The following is an 18500-nucleotide window of genomic DNA, read 5'->3' on the forward strand; positions in this document are numbered from 1 at the left end:
GGATCAACTCGCGACCCCGAACGCTCTTCGAATTGCATCCGCCATCGCTCCGCAAATCTCGGAATCGATGTTCTGACCATATTCAATCACCAGCTTAGATGCAGGCAGCTTGGGAAATCCGTTCTCAGTGGTCAGTTGCACCATGTCGGCCGTCAGCATGTCCGCATTCAAAACACCAATAGCCACACCTGCCCGAACGGCTGCGGCTACGCCGGTGGCGCTTTCACTGGAATAGACAACCCGGTAGTTGCGGCCGCTTTCAATCAGCGCATTCACCGCCACGTCGCGCCACCAACAGTCGCGGTCAAACAAGGCAACAGGCAATGGGTCTGCTTCGTGAACGGCATGTGCCCGTGACGTTGCCCAGACAATGTGCTCATCTTTCAATGACTCCATGTTGGGGCCCAGCTCTGCAACCTCATGAACCGCGATATCCATTTGCCCCGACGCCAGAGCAGCCGAATACCCTGTACTTAATGAGCGCTGCACGTTGAGTTCGACTTTGGGATTTTCTCGGGCGAAATCTGCGATGATTTCAGACAACAATTCAGAACTATGATCGTCGGGGATACCAATTCGAAGTACCCCGGTCAGTTCCTTTCCGGTCAGTTCCGCAAAGATGTCGTTAAGGTCGCTAACGACCTTTCTGGCAACGGGTTCAAGCTTTTCACCGGCAGCTGTCAGACGCACACCTCGCCCGTGACGCACAAATACGTCTTGGCCCAGAAGCTCCTCTAGCTTTCGGATTTGCATACTGGCGGCAGACTGAGTGCGGTGAATTCTCCCCGCACCCGCCAGAATGCTGCCGGTATCCGTGACAGCAAGAAAGGTCCTGAGCAGATCGCTATCCAGATGCGGCATCGTGAGGTTTCGTAATTTCTTATATCTGAGTCAAAAACTATTCGTTTTTCCGATTTCTTTCAAGTTGCTACCTATGGTGCAGTCTTTGAAAGGAATTGCCATGGCGAGCGACAGCGCCCTTAACTCCAGAAACTCTACAGCGAAAATCCTGATTGTTGCGGCGTTAGTCTCCGTGGGTGCAATCTCTATCGCCTTTCCTACCAAAGCCCTCGAGACATTTGAGTTTGTAGCAATCAGCCTACTTCAGGTTTCGCCTCTTGTTATACCCGGCATTCTGATAGCGGCCTGGGTCAGCGCCAGCGGTGCCAGCAGTCGTATCGCCGAGGTGTTCAACGGAAACCTGTTCAAAACAATTGCTGCAGCCTCCTTGGTCGGAGCGGTCACTCCGGTCTGCGGTGTCACCGTTCTGCCCTTGATGGCCGGATTGCTGGCTGCAGGTGTGCCGCTTGCACCGGTCATGGCATTCTGGCTGTCGTCGCCAGTCACCGATCCGGCCATGCTGGCTACAACCGCCGCAACCTTGGGGATGAGCTTTGCCATCGGCAAGACCCTCGGCGCGATGGCGATGGGACTGTTTGGTGGAGGCGTAACCGCTCTGCTCAGCAACCGGTCTTGGGGGCAGTCAGCACTACGCGACAATGCCTTGGTCGGAAGCCTCGGGCGGGTCTGCCAGGCAGATGAAATCGAATGGGCTGTCTGGCGCTCACCTGAACATCGCACTCACTTTCGAACCGAGTTCATCGCCATTTCACGTCTTGTCCTGATTTGCCTGATCCCCGCCTTTGCCGCCGAATTTGTTCTGCAAAGCCTGCTGGAGCCCCAAGCCCTTTCTTCTTACGTGGGTGGCAATGTGTGGTGGGCCATTCCGCTGGCGGTCTTTGTTGGCGCGCCTGCCTATCTGGATGGATACGCTGCTTTGCCGCTGACCCGTTCCCTCATGGACCATGGCATGTCATCCGGTGCAGCGATGGCGTTTCTGGTATCCGGTGGCGTCGTCAGCATCTGGGGTGCAATGGCAATCTTTCCAGTACTGAAGTTGAAGCCGTTTTTGCTCTACCTCTCCCTTGCGGTAACCGGTTCAATGGCGGCAGGTTGGATCTTTGGGTTAGTCGTTTAACACTGTGATGACTGGCGCCCCACAGGAGCACTGAGTGTTCTGAATCAAACCTGAGTGCCAACACCGCGAAAGGTAGCTTTGTTGCGCCCATTCACGATTGGCCAACTAATCCTGAATCTCCGGTTCGCGACGCGCTGCACAAACGAAATGCCGATGTTTGGCCGACAGCGGTGATGGTCTCAAAGAACTTGTAAAGGCTCACCCTAGAGAATGGCGGCAGCAAGCCCACTTCGACGGGTGAGGCGAAATGGACGAATACTTGCTTTTCCAGCTTGCGCCTTATCTTCGTCTCAAAGTCAAAATAACGTGCCGGTCGAGCGTACTAGTCCAACGAGCTTGGGTTTTCGGAGACCGTCCAATGCGTGTTACAACCAATGGGGTTATCGTAATTGGGGTGGTAACCATGATGGCAATCATGGTCGCTGCAATCGCGTATCAACAATTCTCTTGGTGGGTTTTCCCCTTCGGATTGTTGTTTCTTACAATCTTCGCCGGAATCCTGTGGGTATGTTTCTTGGATCACCGCGAAGACAGATTTCGCCGCGCATCTGAAGGTGAATTTCCAGATGAGCCCTGGATGAGAGACAAGAAGTGGCGGACAGACAACATGACGTCTCGAAGCAAATCAGAATTCTGGGGAAGTCTGGCGTTCACTCTTATTTTGGGAGTGTTTGCCCTCTCCGGCATTGTTTCCTTGCAATCAGGACTACCCGAAGGAAACTATTGGGTACTGCTCAACTTCATTCCGATCGCAGGTGCGCTCTACTTCGCGCGCAGCACCTATTTTGCCTGGAGAACATGGAAACTAGAGCGGTACGTCAACCTGATTTACGAGACCCGACCTGCATGGATAGGTTCAAAGTTCTCGGCAGTGATGAAAGTGGTTGGTGTTCGACGGGCTGACCAAGTCGAAGCGTGGTTGGAGCACCTGAAAGTCGTACGCCGAGAAGAAAGTGATGGAGTCGCTTTTGAGAAAGTCGTGGATCAAAAACTAACAGGTCAGACGGAAGAGATGAGTGGCGGCCAGATAAGAATCTCTGTCGACATCCCCGAAAATACCCCTGCCACTTCTTGGAACGATGATGAGCAAGAAAGCTGGTGGGATTTTGTTATCGTAGTTGGTCTGCCCGAAAAGAAGATCACTTTGAGGTACGAAGTACCTGTCGCCGACCCAGCGCTACACTAACTTTCCAGAACCTGACGTAACGCGGCCGTTGCAAATGAAAGCGGTCGTTTGGCGGCCGTAAAGAACGGTGGGTTTGTATGCTCACTTGCCATGTGCACCTGGTCCTGAATGACTGGAATCTGCGGCTCGCGACCTACTGCACACGCGAATGACTGATGTCTGATCGACGGCGGCAATGGCTTCAGAGCTGCCCTAGCACTATAGCCGGTTTGCGGCGCTACCATTCAAGCCGTGGCGCATTGCTTACATCGACAGTTATTGCGTTACTATCGTCAGAAATGCTCCATGGCAAAGTCTGAAGGTCCACTTCAGTTGGTCCTTTTCTGACCCTCCCCCAAAGATCAAAATGAACATTTTGGCATGGGTCGTAGAAACCACCCAAGTCTCCTGCATCTGGCCGTACGATGCACCCGTATCCGCCAGTGTTGATTGGACTCACGACAAACCACTCAAACCTCAAAACGCGGTCGGGTTCGATCTCTATCTCTTCGTTAGCCCGCACTTCGTCGAGAAGGCTCGCATTGCTGTTGAACTCGAAACCAAGGAGCTCAAGCGCCTGAACTTTCTGCTCGAAATTTCGTCGCCAAATAACCACTGGAACTTCGTCAAGCCTGAACATTGCAGATTGGCCGGGTTCAAAGTTCTCCACGTCCAAAGTGTAGACAGCAGGCCGTGGAACGCTTGCGACGTCTGCAGAAGGCAACATTGCCTGAAACAGGTAGTAAACTCCCGCCATGAAAGTTAGAAACAACCATCCGCCTGTTGCGTAGTACAAGAAGTCTTTTTTCAATTTAGTTGTTAACTGTATTGTGTGATCTGCGTGTATTCCTGTTAGTCGTGTCGAAGGCTTAGCCCTGAGTCAAGAAAGCGGTGTTACTAAGACCGTATTGCAGGACAGCTTTGCAGAGTGGGTTCGGACTTGTGTAGAACACTACGGCTCAGTGCTACCATCGGAAGACTTGTATCCAGCATAAAGCCGGTCGGTGGTGCCCAGCGTGTGGTGAGTGACGTTCGCAATTTGCGGTGCGAGCAATAAACTAAAATGTTGTCCACGGAGTCTTTGGTTTCTTCTTAGCCGCCTATGCCTGCTGCAAAGACCGACGGCTATGAGCCCGAATGACCGATGCTGCGTTAAGAATGAATGTCGACTTTGTGCTCAGCACGTCACGCTTGGTTTCGATTTGACAATACCGCGCCTGGGTGGTGACGTTTGCTGGATGACCGGTATTCGACAGGACGTTCGTCAGTATGGAGGCAAAACCTCTCGGGTCGTCGTGCTTCACGGCGGACCAGGGGGCGCGGGCGAGATCGAACCCCTTGCACGTGAGCTGGGCAAAAGAGGCCATGCTGTCTTAGAACCTTTTCAGACCCGTCACTCGGTTGGTGGACAGGTGGACGAACTCAAAGCGCAGATCGAAGCACATTGTTCGCCACCTGTATCTCTAATCGGATGGTCTTGGGGCGCGTGGCTTGGATGCTTGTTTTCGGCACGCCATAGAACTTTGGTGCACAATCTCATCCTACTGGGCAGCGGGCCGTTTGAAGCGCGCTTTGCCTCTGCAATTCGAACGACGAAAAACTCCCGTTTGACGAATAAGCAGCAGTCAGAACTGAACATGCTTCGCGCTTCGGAAGGTAACATCGAAGACGTAGCAAGGTTTATCGAACTCAGTGATCTGGCAGATACCTATGCGCGAGATTCATCGTCCCCTCCAACCGTTGTTTTTGATGGCGAAATTCACGCAGCGGTCTGGCGCGAAGCGGATGAGATGCGCACTAACGGCTCACTGCTAGAGGCCATCGCGACCATTCAGTGCCCCGTCCTTGCAATCCATGGCGATTATGATCCAAGACCATCGGAAGGCGTTCAGATTCCATTGTTGACGGCGCTTCCATGGGCAAAGTTCGTCGAACTTGAACGTTGCGGACATAAGCCATGGCAGGAAATTCATGCCAAAGAAGAATTCTACCGATTGATCGATAACGCGATCATCTGAACCACTTCACAGCAGAAACTCGTGCTGTGGCAGCGATAGTTCACTTCATCCGTATCACAGCTGTTTGTGAGTCACACTGTTAATTCCGGTATACGCCTATTGCTGCCTGCTGCACCGGGAGAATACGCTGAGTACGACTACCGATCGATTTGGGTTTGGCGGGCCTACCCTAGCTTGCAACAGAGAACAGTGGCCGTGGCCTATGTTGACTTATTCTGAGCTGCGGCTGACGATTCAACCAAACAAAATAGCAAATGCGAGAAAAGCTAATGGCAAAAAGTCTCGATGATCCTTCCGCTATCGCCGCACACTTTGTTAAAGCCTTCGATGTTGCGGATCGTGATCGCATCGTCGCATGTTTGGCCAAAGATCTCGTAGCCGAAATAACCCAACCCGATGGCAACACCAAACAAGTCCATGGGCGAGACGGATACATGAGATCCATAGACGCAATGGATATCGCAACAGTTCGCCCAAGTATCAAGGCGACGCAAATCGCGCCTGTTTCTTCCGATCAGGTGATGGCGATGGTTGAAATTCGAGCGAAACGCAAAGGCCGGACACTTCACAATTTTGCGGCCTTTCTTATGTCGGTCAGCAAAGGCCAGATCACACGCATTTGGATGGTTGAAGCCCTACCCGCCGAAAGTGATTCATTCTGGAAATCCTAACCAACAAGAACGAAAGCACTGGCGCGAGTTTTGAAACCCAAATCAGCTAGTTTGTTACTTGGACACTCAAGTTCGAGAAATCCCCTCTTTTCAGGTCACGCTTCTTGATTGTGATCACCAGATTATTAACGTCTCCGAACATCCAACCGATCAAATCGCTCGAAGGCAATTCGAGCAGGGTTACTTCCTGTCGGCTGTTGAACTGGTGAACATAACCCCATGGCGTATGGCCCATACCCCCCATTTCATGACGGGCTTGGGCAGCCCAAACCTCTTCGCAGTCTGAAATGAGTGCGTCGGGCAATTGCTCGTCCTGCTGCAAATAAGGGGCTTTCGCAGCGTCTAACAATTCACTTTCAAACGAATAAATCCAGTTGGGTGACGCTTTTGGGTCATGTGTCGTGAGAGGCAACTCAAATACCTTCACACCTTCTTTCATGCGTTCAACGTGAGAAATTGTCCACGGCGGTGTCTTTACATACATCCAAGTCAGTTGACTCAGCTCAGTCGTAAACTGCGAAATTTTTTCCTGTGAAAAATCGCCGCTTAACGCCATCTTGTCCACTTCAGACTTTATCGCCTTTAGCTTTTTGATAACCTTGGGACCATTCTCAGACCGAAACTTAAATGATTCAATTAAAGCGAGATGATTTTCGTAGTCGAAATTCATCTTTGCAATTTCATCAATTGGATCACCGTTCTTTTTTGCCTGCTCAACACGCCTTTTCATTGCTCCGATACTTTCGGGCTTCAAATGATCTGGCAGGTCGCCAGTGGCGATCATCGATTCTACAAAAGAGAGCGCCTTATCGATCATCGTCTGAGTCGATGGCCAATCGAATGGCAACCGGTGCTTTTCAACGATATCATGGCGTTCTTTGTAGCGTTCGTTGGTGATTTTACACCGACCGTATAAATGCGGATCATCCTGCCCCAGTCGAACAGGCACGATATCCACCGGCCAACGTGTAAAACGCCAAGTGCGATTTGGGGTCCGTCGAGAGTGGTCAATGCCGAGAATGTAACACTCTTGATCGACTTCAGGTGAGGGAACAAAAGGACCGGCTTGATCGAAGTGAAGTGCCGTTAACTTAAAGCTCACGGGATCAAGAAAGATCGCAAGCCAACCTTCGCGTGGACCAAGCCCTTGCCAAAGATCTTCTGGCAACTTGCCACAATTGATTTGTGCCAAAAGCTGCGTTGGGGAATCCAGTATGGGCCAGCTCGTCCCAATGGGCAAACACGCCCCCCCGCCGATCCAACCTGCCGCTGCATCAACGTCCCGCACTGGTACTTGAGGTACCAGACGAACAGATAGTGGCTCGTTGCCACGGGCCGCGCGCAAATCCGCTTCATACTGAATTTGTGACAACATATCCGAGGCTGCGTTGGCGACGAAATTTTCGCCTTCATCAGATAGCCTTTGAGTATTGCGCTTACGGCCAAGTGCTTTTCGGAAGAATTGCCTTAATTGCGATGTTAGAAATTTTTGCTCAGACACTATACTTATTCGCCTCCGCCCAATCCGCTCATAAGTGGTTGATCGTTTCGCCAACCTGCTCGAGCAACCTAACGCCAGGGTCGGGGTTCGTCGAGCAACATGAGCTATTGATTAGTGATCTAGACGAGACTCAAGTTGGTCAGGTTTCAAGTTCAACAGAAGTAATGGGCTCTATTCTGCCGTTGGGATTGATGCAGTATCCTTTTCCATTTGTACTTTGACCCACAAGACGCGGTCCAAACATGCGTCGATACAGCCCTTCTGCCAGTGACACGGTCAGCACGAACAAAGGCGTTCGGCTTTTAACGATTACCGTCTTTTTGAGGTTGGCTAGTCAGCAAGATTAAAAGCAGGAATGAGAGATTTAGCGCAACATTAACTGGCGCCCCCACCAACACAGAGCCAGCGCTATCTGTACAAAACCAAACCCACGCGGTGATCTTTGCCACTTTGGCCGCCACAGTAGACGAAAGGGGCGCGACATAGGTTCCCAAGGCCCATTGCATCGCTCCCAACCCGGCGGTCAGGCCGCCGACAATCGCAAGCAACAATGGGGATGGGACCACTATGTCAGATGGAACAGAATGGATCGGCCAATACGCCACTGTCAGAAAGATATGAGCAATTACGTGCAAAGCTGGTAGTGCGGTCAGTGCAAACAGAACTCCGGTGACAATCAGAACTGTGCCGGACAGGCGCATGGCGGTTTGTTGCGGGGTCATGACATCCTCCTTCAGATGATGTCTTTCATGCGGCTGGTGCTGGTTAGAAATCAATTACGTCAGAGGTAAGTGATTTCTGTTCACACGGTTGCTAAACTCGACCGATGACTCCGTATCCCAGTTTACTGAAAGAATGGCGGAAACGTCGGCGAATGAGCCAACTTGATCTGGCGACCGAAGCCGATGTGAGTGCGCGCCATATTTCGTTCCTCGAAACCGGCCGGTCCCGACCCAGTCCAGATATGATCCTACATCTGTCGGACGTCATGGATATTCCTGTCGATGCCAGAAACCAGATGATGCGGGCGGAAGGATTTGCCGCTCGGTTTGCCGCGACCCCCCTTGATGACGACGCCATGGCCCCAATCCGCGATGCGGTTGAATGGACGCTAAAACGGCATGAACCGTATCCAGGGATGGTGCTGGATCGGGTCTGGAGGATCGTCAGGTTGAACAGATCCGCCGAAGTGCTTTTTGCGCCACTTGGGATCGAAATCGGGCAGAACCTGCTGTCGCTTGTGACGGATCCGGTTATGGCGGAGCTTGTAGAGAACTGGCCCGAGGTTGCGCATCAAACGATGCTGCGACTGCGCTCGGAAAGCGCGAATGTCGGCGGGTTGCCTGAGTTGGATGCGGCCGCAAGGGCGCTTGCACCATACGCGAAAACTCACAGGGACAGGGCCATTGGGCCAACGGTTCCTGCGGTCTATCGCTTTGGAAATCAGCGGGTTTCTATGTTTGGCACCATCGCACAATTCAGCACGGTCACAGATGTGACGCTTGACGACCTGAAGATCGAGCTGTTCTTCCCCTCTGACGAAGCAAGCGCTGCTTTTCTTCGGTCGATTTCCGCTTCGGGAGATGGTTGACGGGAGTTAATCGAGCGCCCGGTTGCAGCAGCACTCATTGTTCTCGGGCTGATGATAGTTGTTTGCCTAAGTACGAATACCGGCAGTGTGTCAGCAAGTTATTCCTGTATTGAGGCAGATGTTCGACGACATCTCAGAATGTGGTGTGACCATCGCCGGTTTAAAACGCCCATGCAACTTGCACCGAACATGCAGTGACACGGTCTCCATCCAGAGAAACCGCAACAAGGATGTTCATATACATTTCGTTGCAAGCCCCTGCCGAGAGAGCAATCAACGGCTCGAAGACATAGACTTCGGACCTTCAGGCCGTTGAATTATAGCCCGCAGTATTGTCGAGAAGAGAGCTGTCGGGCTGGGGGTGTTTTCTTACGCTTCCACGAACATGTCTTTGTATTGATCACGCAGGATGTTCTTTTGAACCTTGCCCATGGTGTTACGTGGCAACTCATCCATCAGGATCAACTGGCGGGGGTGCTTGAATCGCGCGAGGCTGTTGCACACTGCAGCCTGCATTTCTTCAAGGTTGGGGACCTCACCCGGTTCAGCGACAACCACACCAAGAACCGTTTCACCGAAGTCCGGGTGGGGTACACCGACTACCGCGCTTTCCAGCACTCCTGGCTGGTCATCCAGCACAAGCTCAATTTCCTTGGGATAGATGTTGTAGCCGCCTGAGATGATCAGGTCCTTGTTGCGGCCAACAATATGAACATAGCCATCCTCGTCGACCCGGCCCAGATCACCTGTGATGAAGAACCCGTTTTCACGCAGTTCAGCGGCGGTTTTTTCGGGCATTTGCCAATAGCCCTTGAATACGTTTGGTCCACGCACCTCAATCTCACCGATCTCACCCTGTGAAAGGCCATTGCCATCAGAGTCGCAGATTTTCAGTTCGACCCCCGGCAGCGGGAAACCCACCGTACCTGCACGGCGCTCACCTTCGTAAGGGTTCGAGGTATTCATGTTGGTCTCGGTCATACCATAGCGTTCGAGGATGCGATGGCTGGTACGATCCTCAAACTGCGCGTGTGTTTCCGCCAGCAGCGGCGCGGAACCGGAAACAAACAGACGCATATCCGCAGCCAGTTCCCTGGTGAACCGGTCATCATCCAACAAGCGGGTGTAGAAGGTCGGCACACCCATCATTGTAGTGGCTTGCGGCATCCGCCCGATGATCTCATCAAGATCAAATTTGGGCATGAATACGATGCTGCTGCCAGCCGCCAGTGTGACATTGGTCGCCACAAACAGCCCGTGAGTATGAAAGATCGGAAGCGCGTGCAGCAACACGTCATCGGAAGTGAAACGCCATTCTGTGACCAACGTTTGTGCATTCGACAACAGGTTGTTCTGGGTCAGCATCGCACCTTTGGACCGGCCCGTCGTGCCCGAAGTATAGAGAAATGCCGCCAAGTCTTCACCGTCACGATCAACGGTTTTAAAGCTGGCTGGCATTGCTGCGGCCTGATCCTTCAGCGAACCCGAGCCATCGGCGTTCAGCGTTTCGACCTTTGCGCCCAATTGCGCGCCGACCGGGGCAAGCTTCGTTTCGTTCCTACTGTCGCATACGATCAGAGAAGCACCGCTGTTTTCGATGAAATAGGTCAGCTCATCCACCGTGTAGGCAGTGTTGAGCGGCAGGAACACCAGACCGGCTTGCGCACAGGCCGCATAAAGCGCCAGCGCTTCGGGCGATTTCTCGATCTGCGCCGCGACCCGGTCGCCGGGCTTCAGACCTAATTGGGTTGCCACGTGCGCTATCTGAGCAGCTATACTCAGAAAGTCCTGATGCGTGATAGTTGACCCGTCAAGCAGATGCAAAAAAGGTGTGTCTCTACCAGCATGAATGCCAAACAAACCGTCATAGAGAGGATTGGCCATAAGGTTTACCTTTCTTGTGTCGTAGAAAGAGAGATTGATGCCGCGAGCGACTTGACCTCGGTCGAAGCGATGATCGAGCGTGTGTTGGCAAAATCTTCGTGGTTCTGTGAGACGCGGGCCAGGTCATAGAGGTAGTTGACCATAGTGCCGCCAGACTGGGCGCGCCCCTTGTCAGAAGTATCGGCATCGGCATGAACAGCATGGACCAGCGCGCCATTACCCAAATGGAACCGAGCCACTGGGTCGAAAGGCAGATCTCCCCGGCCTTTGGCGTTCAAAAGGTAGTGTGCGGCCAGCGCCTTCATCTGATCGGGTTGTTCGATGTCCCAATCGAGACCTTCCTGAGATAGCCACCGGGTCAATCCTGGGATCGGTGACAGGGTGACAAAAGTTTTCAGCCCCGACAGCTCTGCCGCCAGATCCGATGCCACCTGCTTAATGAGAGAGTTGCCGAACGAGATGCTGGCTAGACCCGCCTGACAATTCGAGATCGAGTAGAACACGGCTGTGTCAGCCTGCTCTGCGGGCATCGGATCGCGATCCTCGGCAAGAAGCGCCTGAACCGATCCGGGAATGCCGCTGTTCAGAGCGACTTCGACAAAAATTAGCGGCTCATCAGGCATCGAGGGGTGGAAAAAGGCGAAACAGCGCCTGTCGGTGGGTTCCAGCCTACGGCGCAGGTCATCCCAGCTGTCGATGGCGTGTACCGCCTCATACGCGATGATTTTTTCCAAGATATGTGCCGGGCTTTCCCAATTGATCGGACGCAGGACCAGAAAGCCCCGGTTGAACCAGCTGGCAAACAGGTGCCGAAAATCCAAATCCAGCGCCTGCAATTCGGGTTCCTTGCCGCCCAGCCGCAGCAGATCGGCACGCATCTGCACCAACGCTCCGGTCGCACCGGGCACCCGGTTCAGTCGACGGATCAGCTCTTGCCGGGCCGGTTCCACCGCAGCTGCAAAGCTGCGATAGGTTGCTTTCGATGGGTCGCGCTCGTATTCGTCCAGTGACGAACGCACCGCCTCGGGGTCGATATTCATCGCTGTGGCGAGATACCGGAAGAACTCCAGTTTTTCGTCATCCCCCAGCGTGTCGAACCGGTTGAGTATCTCTTCGGCCAACGCCAACCCAGATGTTTCCCCCGCCGACCCAACCAGCGCGGCGGCCAGTTCGGACAGCGGGCGGCCGTCAAGTGCTGCCGCGCCCGAGCGACGATACCGCCGCTCAAATACTGTTGAAAGAAGATCGGCCAGCAGAGTCATACCGCTGCCCCCATCACCAGATCAGGCAGCCACGTGGCGAGGCCCGGGAACAAGCACAGCAGGACTATCGCGACCACCATACAGGCCACGAAAGGCAGTGATCCAGTCAGGATGGTTTTCAGTGAGATATCCGGCGCAATGCCGTTGATCACATAAAGGTTCAGGCCGACGGGGGGTGAGATCAGGCCGATCTCCATGTTGATCGTCAGCACGACCGCGAACCAGATCGGGTCAAATCCAGCGGTGGTGATGATCGGCAGCAGGATCGGGGCCGCCATCAGGATCACGGCCACAGGTGGCAGGAAGAACCCGGCGATCAGCAGGAACACGTTGACCGCACCCATCAGAACCCAGCGGTTCACGTCCAGTGTGCCGATCCACTCCGCAATCGCCTGCGTGATGAACAGCGAGCTGAGCATGTACGAGAAAACCCCAGCGGCGGCGATGATGAACAGGATCATCACGCTTTCCTTGGTGCTGTCGCGCAGCACGACCCAGATATCCTTGGGATTCCAAAGCTTGTAGATGATCATCGCAATCATCAGGCAAAGCAGCGCGCCAACGGCGGCGGTTTCCGACGGCGTGGCGATACCGCCATACATGGCATAGAGCACACCAAGAATAATGCCGAGGAAAGGTAGGACGCGCGGCAGAATCTCGAACCGCTCACCCCAAGTGTAGCTACCGGAACCCAGACGGGTGGCGTCGCCGGATTTCCAGGTCGAATACAGCGACCAGGCCATGAACAGGCCCACCAACATCAAGCCCGGGATCACGCCCGCCAAGAACAGGCGGCCAATCGAGGTCTCGGTGGCGATACCATAGACGATCATCGTGACCGACGGCGGGATCAGGATGCCCAGCGTGCCACCTGCGGCGATTGAACCGGCGGCCACACCGTCAGGATAGCCACGCTTGCGCATTTCGGGGATGCCCATTTTACCGATGGCAGCACAGGTGGCGGGCGATGAACCGGACATGGCGGCGAACAACGCGCATGCACCAAGGTTCGACACGACCAGTCCGCCAGGGACACGAGTCAGCCAGCGTTCGAGGGCTTCGTACAAGTCGGCTCCTGCCCTTGTTGAGGCGATGGACGCCCCCATGATGATGAACATCGGGATCGAGAGCAGTGCAAAGTTGTCCAGCTTGCCAAACAGGATCTCGGGCATCAGCTCCAGCGACCGGGGGCCGTCAAAGATGATGAGGAACCCGGCGGAAACGATCAGCAGACCGATGGCCACGGAGACGCCCGAGAATAGAACTAGGATGGTTGCGATGGCGACAATAGCGCCGAGCAGAAGGGGATCCATCGGCTTTACTCCAGACCAAAAGGTTTATCGATGCCAAGCAGGACGGCGACAAGGTCGGCGATCAGCTGCAACAGCAGCAGCCCGAAGCCGACCGGGATGGACAGGTAGGGAATCCATAGGCGAACACCCCAGACGGTGTCAGATTTCCAGCCGCGCTCCCACGCGAAGTGCCAGTAATCGTAGCCGTAAAACAGCATGATCGAGACAATGGCGATGGACAGGACCGAGGTCAGGATCGCCATGAAAAAACGGGGACGCGGGGCCAGTGAGATCGGGATCAGGTCCACATTCACGTGCCCGCGCAAGCGCTGCACATAAGGCAGACCAACCAGCGTGGCAGCGATGACGAGATAAATGACGGCCTCGGTTTGCCAGATTGTCGAACCATTCAGCACAAAGCGCACAACAATCATCTGACAGGTGATTGCGACGGCGGCGACGATCATTGCTGCTGAGCACCAGCCCGCCAGAGTTGAAAGCGCAGCGACAAAGCGAAGGAAGGGATTGTTCCCGGTGTGAGAAGCAACGGCAGAGCTATGGCCAGCCATGTGCGCCTCCTGTGATTGAGATGCAGGGAGGTCTGAAAATCAGACAAGTAATCGGGTGCCGGGCGGTTCTGCCCCGCCCGGCTTGAGTGGGGTCACTCGACCGCCAGAGCCTTGTTCAGAAGCTCCTGCCCATCAGTTACTTCTTCCACGAAAGCTTTGTAGGATGTTTCCTGAGCCAGCGCGCGCCAGGCTTCAAAATCCTCAGGGCTCATCTCGGCAATCTCAACGCCTGCTTCTGCGAAGACCTTGGCTGAGTTTGCGTCCTGTTTCTTGGCCTCTTCCAGATAGTATGCCTGTGCCTTTTCCGAGGCTGCCAGCAGCGCAGCCTGCTGCTCTTCTTTCAACCCTTCGAAAGTGGATTTGTTCATCAGGAGCGGCTGATACATGAACCACAGCGCCACATCACCGGCGGGGGTATAGCAACTGACCTGTTCGTAAATACGATAGCTGACAAAAGACGAGGACGATGTATTGGCTGCCTGCAAAACGCCGGTCTGCATGGCATTATAGATTTCCGACGACGCCATTGAGGCGATCGAAGCGTCGGCCCCGGCCAACATCTGCTCAAAGGACTTACCTGCCGCGCGTGTTTGAAGGCCTGCGACATCTTCGGGTTTTGTAATGCATTTGTCTTTGCCGGCAAATCCACCTGCCAAATAGCCATGGACCAGAACCATCACGTCGTCCTCGGCCATCTTCTCTTCCAACGCTTCCATAAAGGGTGAGTCGGCCAAACGCGCTGCGTGATCGTGGTTCTTCACCAGACCCGGCATCAGGGTCAGGTTGTAGGCTGGTTGCTGACCTCCGGCATAGCTCAGCGGCAGAACAGTCATGTCCAACTGCCCACGGCTAAGCGGCTTGTATTGCTCACGTGGTTTGAATAACGATTTCGAGCCGAAAATCTTGATTTCCAGATCAACGTCAGCCGCGGTAACCTCATCCGCAACGATCTGAGCGACTTGGTGACGGATGTCCTTGTTCGACCACTGATGTGACAGTCGAAGCTCTTCCGCAGCACCCATAGTGCCAGCGGACGCGAGCGCCAAAGCAGCGACGGCTGTTTTGAACATGGTTTTCATTTTCTCCTCCCGTTTTCAAACCCGGGCCTGCCGGGGATGAACAGAAGCATAAAGTCCTTATGTTTTTTAAGTCAATATTTTTGTATACAAGATTTGAATTCTTGAGCTCCCAATCGATCACGAGTAAAACAGGACACTATGGACCAAAGACTTGCCGATACTATCGCTCAGGATCTGGAAGAGCTGATCTTTGACGGAACATTTGCGGACGGAGACCGGCTGGACGAAGTCAAACTGGCAGAGCAATTTGGCGTTTCAAGAACGCCACTTCGAGAAGCATTTCAGCGGCTTGCCCTATCGGGTCTGGTTGACCTCATACCGCGCAGGGGTGCTTTTGTCCGGCAGCCGGGCCCGGTGGAGTTGATGGAGATGTTCGAAGTCATGGCCGAGCTCGAAGCCGTTTGCGGCCGACTAGCAGCGCTGCGCATTTCCGATGAAGCTTTGAAAGACCTCGCCGACGCCAATACAAAATGCCAGATGGCGGTCGATGCCGGAGACCCGGACACATACTACCTCGAGAACGAACGGTTTCATCGAATCATATATAACCAGTCCGGCAATTCATTTCTGGAGCAAGAGGCGTCCAAGCTACACAGACGCCTCAAACCCTTCCGGCGGCAGCAGCTTCGATTTCGGGGCCGCATGACGCAATCGATGTCTGAGCATGAAGACATTGTACGCGCGCTCGACAGTGGTCACCCTGAGGATACGGCAAATGCATTGCGCGCGCATGTCGCCGTACAGGGGGAAAAGTTCCACAACCTGATGGCTTCTTTGAAAAGCGCATCCGATTAGCACCGAAAGCGACAGACGGTTTACACGAGTGCTTGCAGGGAAGCTTCTGAGCCCCGCTCGTCATCCCGCTTGTATCGATCATGTGCGCAAGCCGAGCCGGGCAATCCTGTTCGTCTCTTCAACTGAGCCTACTAGCGGGTCTTCCTATTGATGCCCTGATCAAATTATCAGCGGCATCAATAGGCGTTCCGGACTTCTTGGTTCATCTCCACAACAAACTGGCTTCGATGAACCAGATACCCTCCGTCTCTCGAAACGCTGCACATCTGGAGCAGCCAACACCCGCTTCAAAGCAGCGGGTTTTCGCGACGAGTGACCGTTGCGGGACGACGGTTCAAGGAAGCTCAACTCTTCAAAGCATCCATGGCATCTTGCACAACCGAAGTGGCCTGCAGCTTTTCTAGCTGGCCAGCTATGCGGCGTGATTCCTGTTCATGTTTCTCACCCATGTTGTCGATTTTTTCGATAATCTGATCAACACCCGGGTTTCTGATGTCAAATACGTAATCTTGCTGCAAGAAATGCTCTGCAAGGTCAGTGTATTTGCTGGCCCATCCGAGAATAATTGCAGGAACGCCACTCCGATAAGCGAATACCACCGAGTGATAGCGCGACGCGATCACGTATTTGAACCTTCCGATGATGTCGATCAGTTCCGGGCTCGCGTATTCTTTGGCAATCAAGCTTACCTTGTCTCTGTTCCTGGTTTTGTTCAGAACCTTTTCGACAAGGTGAATATCGGCGGTGGACGTGTTCAGGATGTACACATTTTCGCCATTGTCGACCAACCTATCAAGTATCTTTGCATAGAGATCAAACACCGAACTGGAATCACCAATCCTGAATACGTTTTCATTGATAATGAAGCCGACAGAATTGGGGGCTGGATAGTCTATCTCGTCATTCTCGTGCGAAGCATAGATATCGCTGGCTGTTGGAAAAACCTTCTCCCGGATAACCATATCCGTTGACAGCTCGACATTGTCCAGGTCCAGAGATTTTAAGCACTCATACCCTTCTTTTTCGCGGGCATAGATTTTGGTGGCGTAAGTTAACTCCTTTTTCACTCTCTTAAGGAATTCCTCATTATTACCGTCAGGCCAGTCAAACGGACCAAAGCTCTGGGGCATCAGGACGACTGGTTTATTGTAACGTTTTGCGATTTTTATCGTTTGCATTAACAACTCGCCGCCGCCCTTGGGCCAGCCAGAGCCAAGCGTATAGCCGCTTGCATCGAGAATGGCGTCCGCGTCTTTCAAAGCTTTTACCATTTCCGGAACCTTGCCGTTCCATTTGTCAGTTTTTCTCCAGAAACCGGCAAAACGCGTTAGCAGCGATTCCAACAGTGGCACCTTGTTCAAATGATATTTGAATATCAAACGCGTGTAGTAGTCGTAGGGTAACAACTTGAACGAATACTGCTCGGGCGAGTCATATTTATTAGCAAAACCAATAACCTCGCAGTCCTTGTAAATAGACTTCAAACCATAGCACAAAGATAGAAACATGGCTTGTGAGCCTTTGTTTCTCATCTGAATTCCGGTGATAATAAACTTCTTCATATCAATAAGTGAAAGACATTACGCTTTCACTTTTCCTCCTTGTCTTTCAGAACTGTCGCAGGTGTCGCTTCCTGTAAGGTTTCCAGTTATTACATGTGCCCCGCACAGATCGTGGAACCGGGCGTGAAGACCTGAATAAAGCGAGTGTCTCATCAGCTGGCCCGATCCAACGGCCCATACCAGTGGCTGAGCGACTGGCCGCTCATCTTTTCTAGGGCCTCGATCGAGGGGTGATAGTAATCGTAAAGACGATTTCGCAACTCGTCTGTCAGCTTCGGATACCGGGTCTGCTGGGTAACCAATCCCCGGACAGTCTCGAACCCGGACGTCCCCCTTAAGGGGCGAACTATGGGTTTTACCCACGCAAGATGCTTGCGCAATCGGGGAGAGACCATCAGTGATGTCTTGTCCTTTACCTTCTCTCGCCCGATTGACGAAAACGGACGTGGCGGCAGGCCAAGGTGGGATCGGACCTGAGCCATCTGAGCCTCCGGATCGAGCGAGACGCCTTCGAAAAACAAGATAAGAAGCTTGTCTCGGCCATAGAGGTCGACAAAGGTCTGTAGGTGCGACGCGAATTTTCCCGAGATCAGGTACTTGAGGTTCTCACCTAACGTGGGATCGAGGTAAGATTCTATATCCTTCCCGACCTCGCCGCGCCGGAACCGCATGCAGTAGCTGGAATAGGCTCGTTCAACCGGATTGCGCAGTTGCGCGATCAATTTCACCTGCGGCAGGTCTCGGTGAAGACGGGCCGCAGCTTCGGGTTCATAAAGGTAGGAGTTGGATTTCTCGCCAACGACCCTATCGAGCAGTTGCTCGTCGAACTGCGAAAAATACCAGTCCTGCCCCTTACTGTACTCTCTGGAAAAATAGTGAAGCTCCGGGTCGGGCATGTAGACGGCCGGATCCGTCTGCAACTGTTTCTGAAGCCATGTGGTTGCCGACTTCGCGGCGCCAATAATCACAAAATCGATATCGTTAAAATGCATTAGCTGTTGGCGTCTCTGATTGATGCGCTGGAAAACGGAGCGGTTAATGCCGATTGTATCACGCAAATGAATTTTAAGTTTGTTGGTGGCCAAAGCCTCCGTTTCGTTCAAACGTACTACTCTAAAATCGTAACAGCTGTG

17 protein-coding genes are annotated in these 18500 nt (G+C 53.3%); 6 read left to right on the forward strand and 11 right to left on the reverse strand.

Translation table 11 applies throughout. The annotated features are described in order from the left end of the window. Window positions 1-3 precede the first annotated feature (3 nt). On the reverse strand, window positions 4-861 hold the full coding sequence (locus ACR0CW_RS11345; RefSeq protein ID WP_480787866.1) for a LysR family transcriptional regulator: 858 nt from the start codon (window positions 859-861) through the stop codon (window positions 4-6). Window positions 862-961: 100 nt separating this feature from the next. Between ACR0CW_RS11345 and ACR0CW_RS11350 the strand changes: the two genes are divergently transcribed. Together ACR0CW_RS11350 and ACR0CW_RS11355 are read left to right on the forward strand one after the other, a co-directional pair. After that, window positions 962-1978 (forward strand): permease, encoded by a 1017-nt coding sequence (locus ACR0CW_RS11350; RefSeq protein WP_480787867.1) that lies wholly within the window; start codon window positions 962-964, stop codon window positions 1976-1978. Window positions 1979-2336: 358 nt separating this feature from the next. Beyond that, on the forward strand, window positions 2337-3164 hold the full coding sequence (locus ACR0CW_RS11355) for a hypothetical protein (RefSeq protein WP_480787868.1): 828 nt from the start codon (window positions 2337-2339) through the stop codon (window positions 3162-3164). 217 nt (window positions 3165-3381) lie between these two features. Here ACR0CW_RS11355 and ACR0CW_RS11360 read toward each other — a convergent pair whose 3' ends face one another. Next, a complete protein-coding gene (locus tag ACR0CW_RS11360) occupies window positions 3382-3939 on the reverse strand; it encodes a Rieske (2Fe-2S) protein (protein ID WP_480787869.1) in 558 nt (185 codons plus the stop codon). A 442-nt stretch (window positions 3940-4381) separates the two neighbouring features. Between ACR0CW_RS11360 and ACR0CW_RS11365 the strand changes: the two genes are divergently transcribed. Beyond that, on the forward strand, window positions 4382-5161 hold the full coding sequence (locus tag ACR0CW_RS11365; RefSeq protein ID WP_480787870.1) for an alpha/beta fold hydrolase: 780 nt from the start codon (window positions 4382-4384) through the stop codon (window positions 5159-5161). A 269-nt stretch (window positions 5162-5430) separates the two neighbouring features. Beyond that, the gene (locus tag ACR0CW_RS11370) at window positions 5431-5832 is read left to right on the forward strand and encodes a nuclear transport factor 2 family protein (RefSeq protein ID WP_480787871.1); all 402 of its coding nucleotides are present in this window, start codon (window positions 5431-5433) and stop codon (window positions 5830-5832) included. Between the two features lie 46 nt (window positions 5833-5878). On the opposite strand, the gene ACR0CW_RS11375 is transcribed toward ACR0CW_RS11370, so the two are convergent. Then, on the reverse strand, window positions 5879-7333 hold the full coding sequence (locus ACR0CW_RS11375; protein WP_480787872.1) for a DUF1963 domain-containing protein: 1455 nt from the start codon (window positions 7331-7333) through the stop codon (window positions 5879-5881). 302 nt (window positions 7334-7635) lie between these two features. Further along, entirely contained in the window at window positions 7636-8055 is a 420-nt protein-coding gene (locus ACR0CW_RS11380) for a hypothetical protein (RefSeq protein WP_480787873.1), read from the reverse strand. A gap of 104 nt (window positions 8056-8159) precedes the next feature. On the opposite strand from ACR0CW_RS11380, the gene ACR0CW_RS11385 reads away from it, so the two are divergent. Beyond that, window positions 8160-8924, forward strand: a complete 765-nt coding sequence (locus tag ACR0CW_RS11385) for a helix-turn-helix domain-containing protein (protein WP_480787874.1) — start codon at window positions 8160-8162, stop codon at window positions 8922-8924. 369 nt (window positions 8925-9293) lie between these two features. Here the strand turns inward: ACR0CW_RS11385 and ACR0CW_RS11390 are convergent, their stop codons facing one another. The 5 genes from ACR0CW_RS11390 to dctP all read right to left on the reverse strand — a co-directional run bounded on the left by ACR0CW_RS11390 (window position 9294) and on the right by dctP (window position 15010). Continuing rightward, a complete protein-coding gene (locus ACR0CW_RS11390) occupies window positions 9294-10808 on the reverse strand; it encodes a malonate--CoA ligase (protein ID WP_480787875.1) in 1515 nt (504 codons plus the stop codon). A 5-nt stretch (window positions 10809-10813) separates the two neighbouring features. Next, window positions 10814-12070 carry a malonyl-CoA decarboxylase gene (locus tag ACR0CW_RS11395; RefSeq protein WP_480787876.1) on the reverse strand — a complete coding sequence of 419 codons (1257 nt, stop codon included), beginning with the start codon at window positions 12068-12070 and terminating at the stop codon, window positions 10814-10816. After that, window positions 12067-13383: a TRAP transporter large permease gene (locus ACR0CW_RS11400; protein WP_480787877.1), complete on the reverse strand. Its 1317-nt coding sequence runs from the start codon at window positions 13381-13383 to the stop codon at window positions 12067-12069. The genes ACR0CW_RS11395 and ACR0CW_RS11400 overlap by 4 nt, the downstream gene beginning before the upstream one ends. A 5-nt stretch (window positions 13384-13388) precedes the next feature. Then, window positions 13389-13931 carry a TRAP transporter small permease gene (locus ACR0CW_RS11405; RefSeq protein WP_480787878.1) on the reverse strand — a complete coding sequence of 181 codons (543 nt, stop codon included), beginning with the start codon at window positions 13929-13931 and terminating at the stop codon, window positions 13389-13391. 92 nt (window positions 13932-14023) lie between these two features. Then, window positions 14024-15010, reverse strand: a complete 987-nt coding sequence (gene dctP, locus ACR0CW_RS11410; protein ID WP_480787879.1) for a TRAP transporter substrate-binding protein DctP — start codon at window positions 15008-15010, stop codon at window positions 14024-14026. A 138-nt stretch (window positions 15011-15148) separates the two neighbouring features. Here dctP and ACR0CW_RS11415 point away from each other — a divergent pair, with 138 nt between their 5' ends. Further along, a complete protein-coding gene (locus ACR0CW_RS11415; protein ID WP_480787880.1) occupies window positions 15149-15805 on the forward strand; it encodes a GntR family transcriptional regulator in 657 nt (218 codons plus the stop codon). Window positions 15806-16149: 344 nt separating this feature from the next. Here the strand turns inward: ACR0CW_RS11415 and ACR0CW_RS11420 are convergent, their stop codons facing one another. Next, a complete protein-coding gene (locus ACR0CW_RS11420) occupies window positions 16150-17367 on the reverse strand; it encodes a polysaccharide pyruvyl transferase family protein (protein ID WP_480787881.1) in 1218 nt (405 codons plus the stop codon). A gap of 152 nt (window positions 17368-17519) precedes the next feature. After that, complete coding sequence (locus ACR0CW_RS11425) at window positions 17520-18452, reverse strand: sulfotransferase family protein (RefSeq protein WP_480787882.1); 933 nt, start codon at window positions 18450-18452, stop codon at window positions 17520-17522. Window positions 18453-18500: the final 48 nt, after the last annotated feature.

The sequence above is a fragment of the Ruegeria sp. CH6 genome (assembly GCF_056537005.1).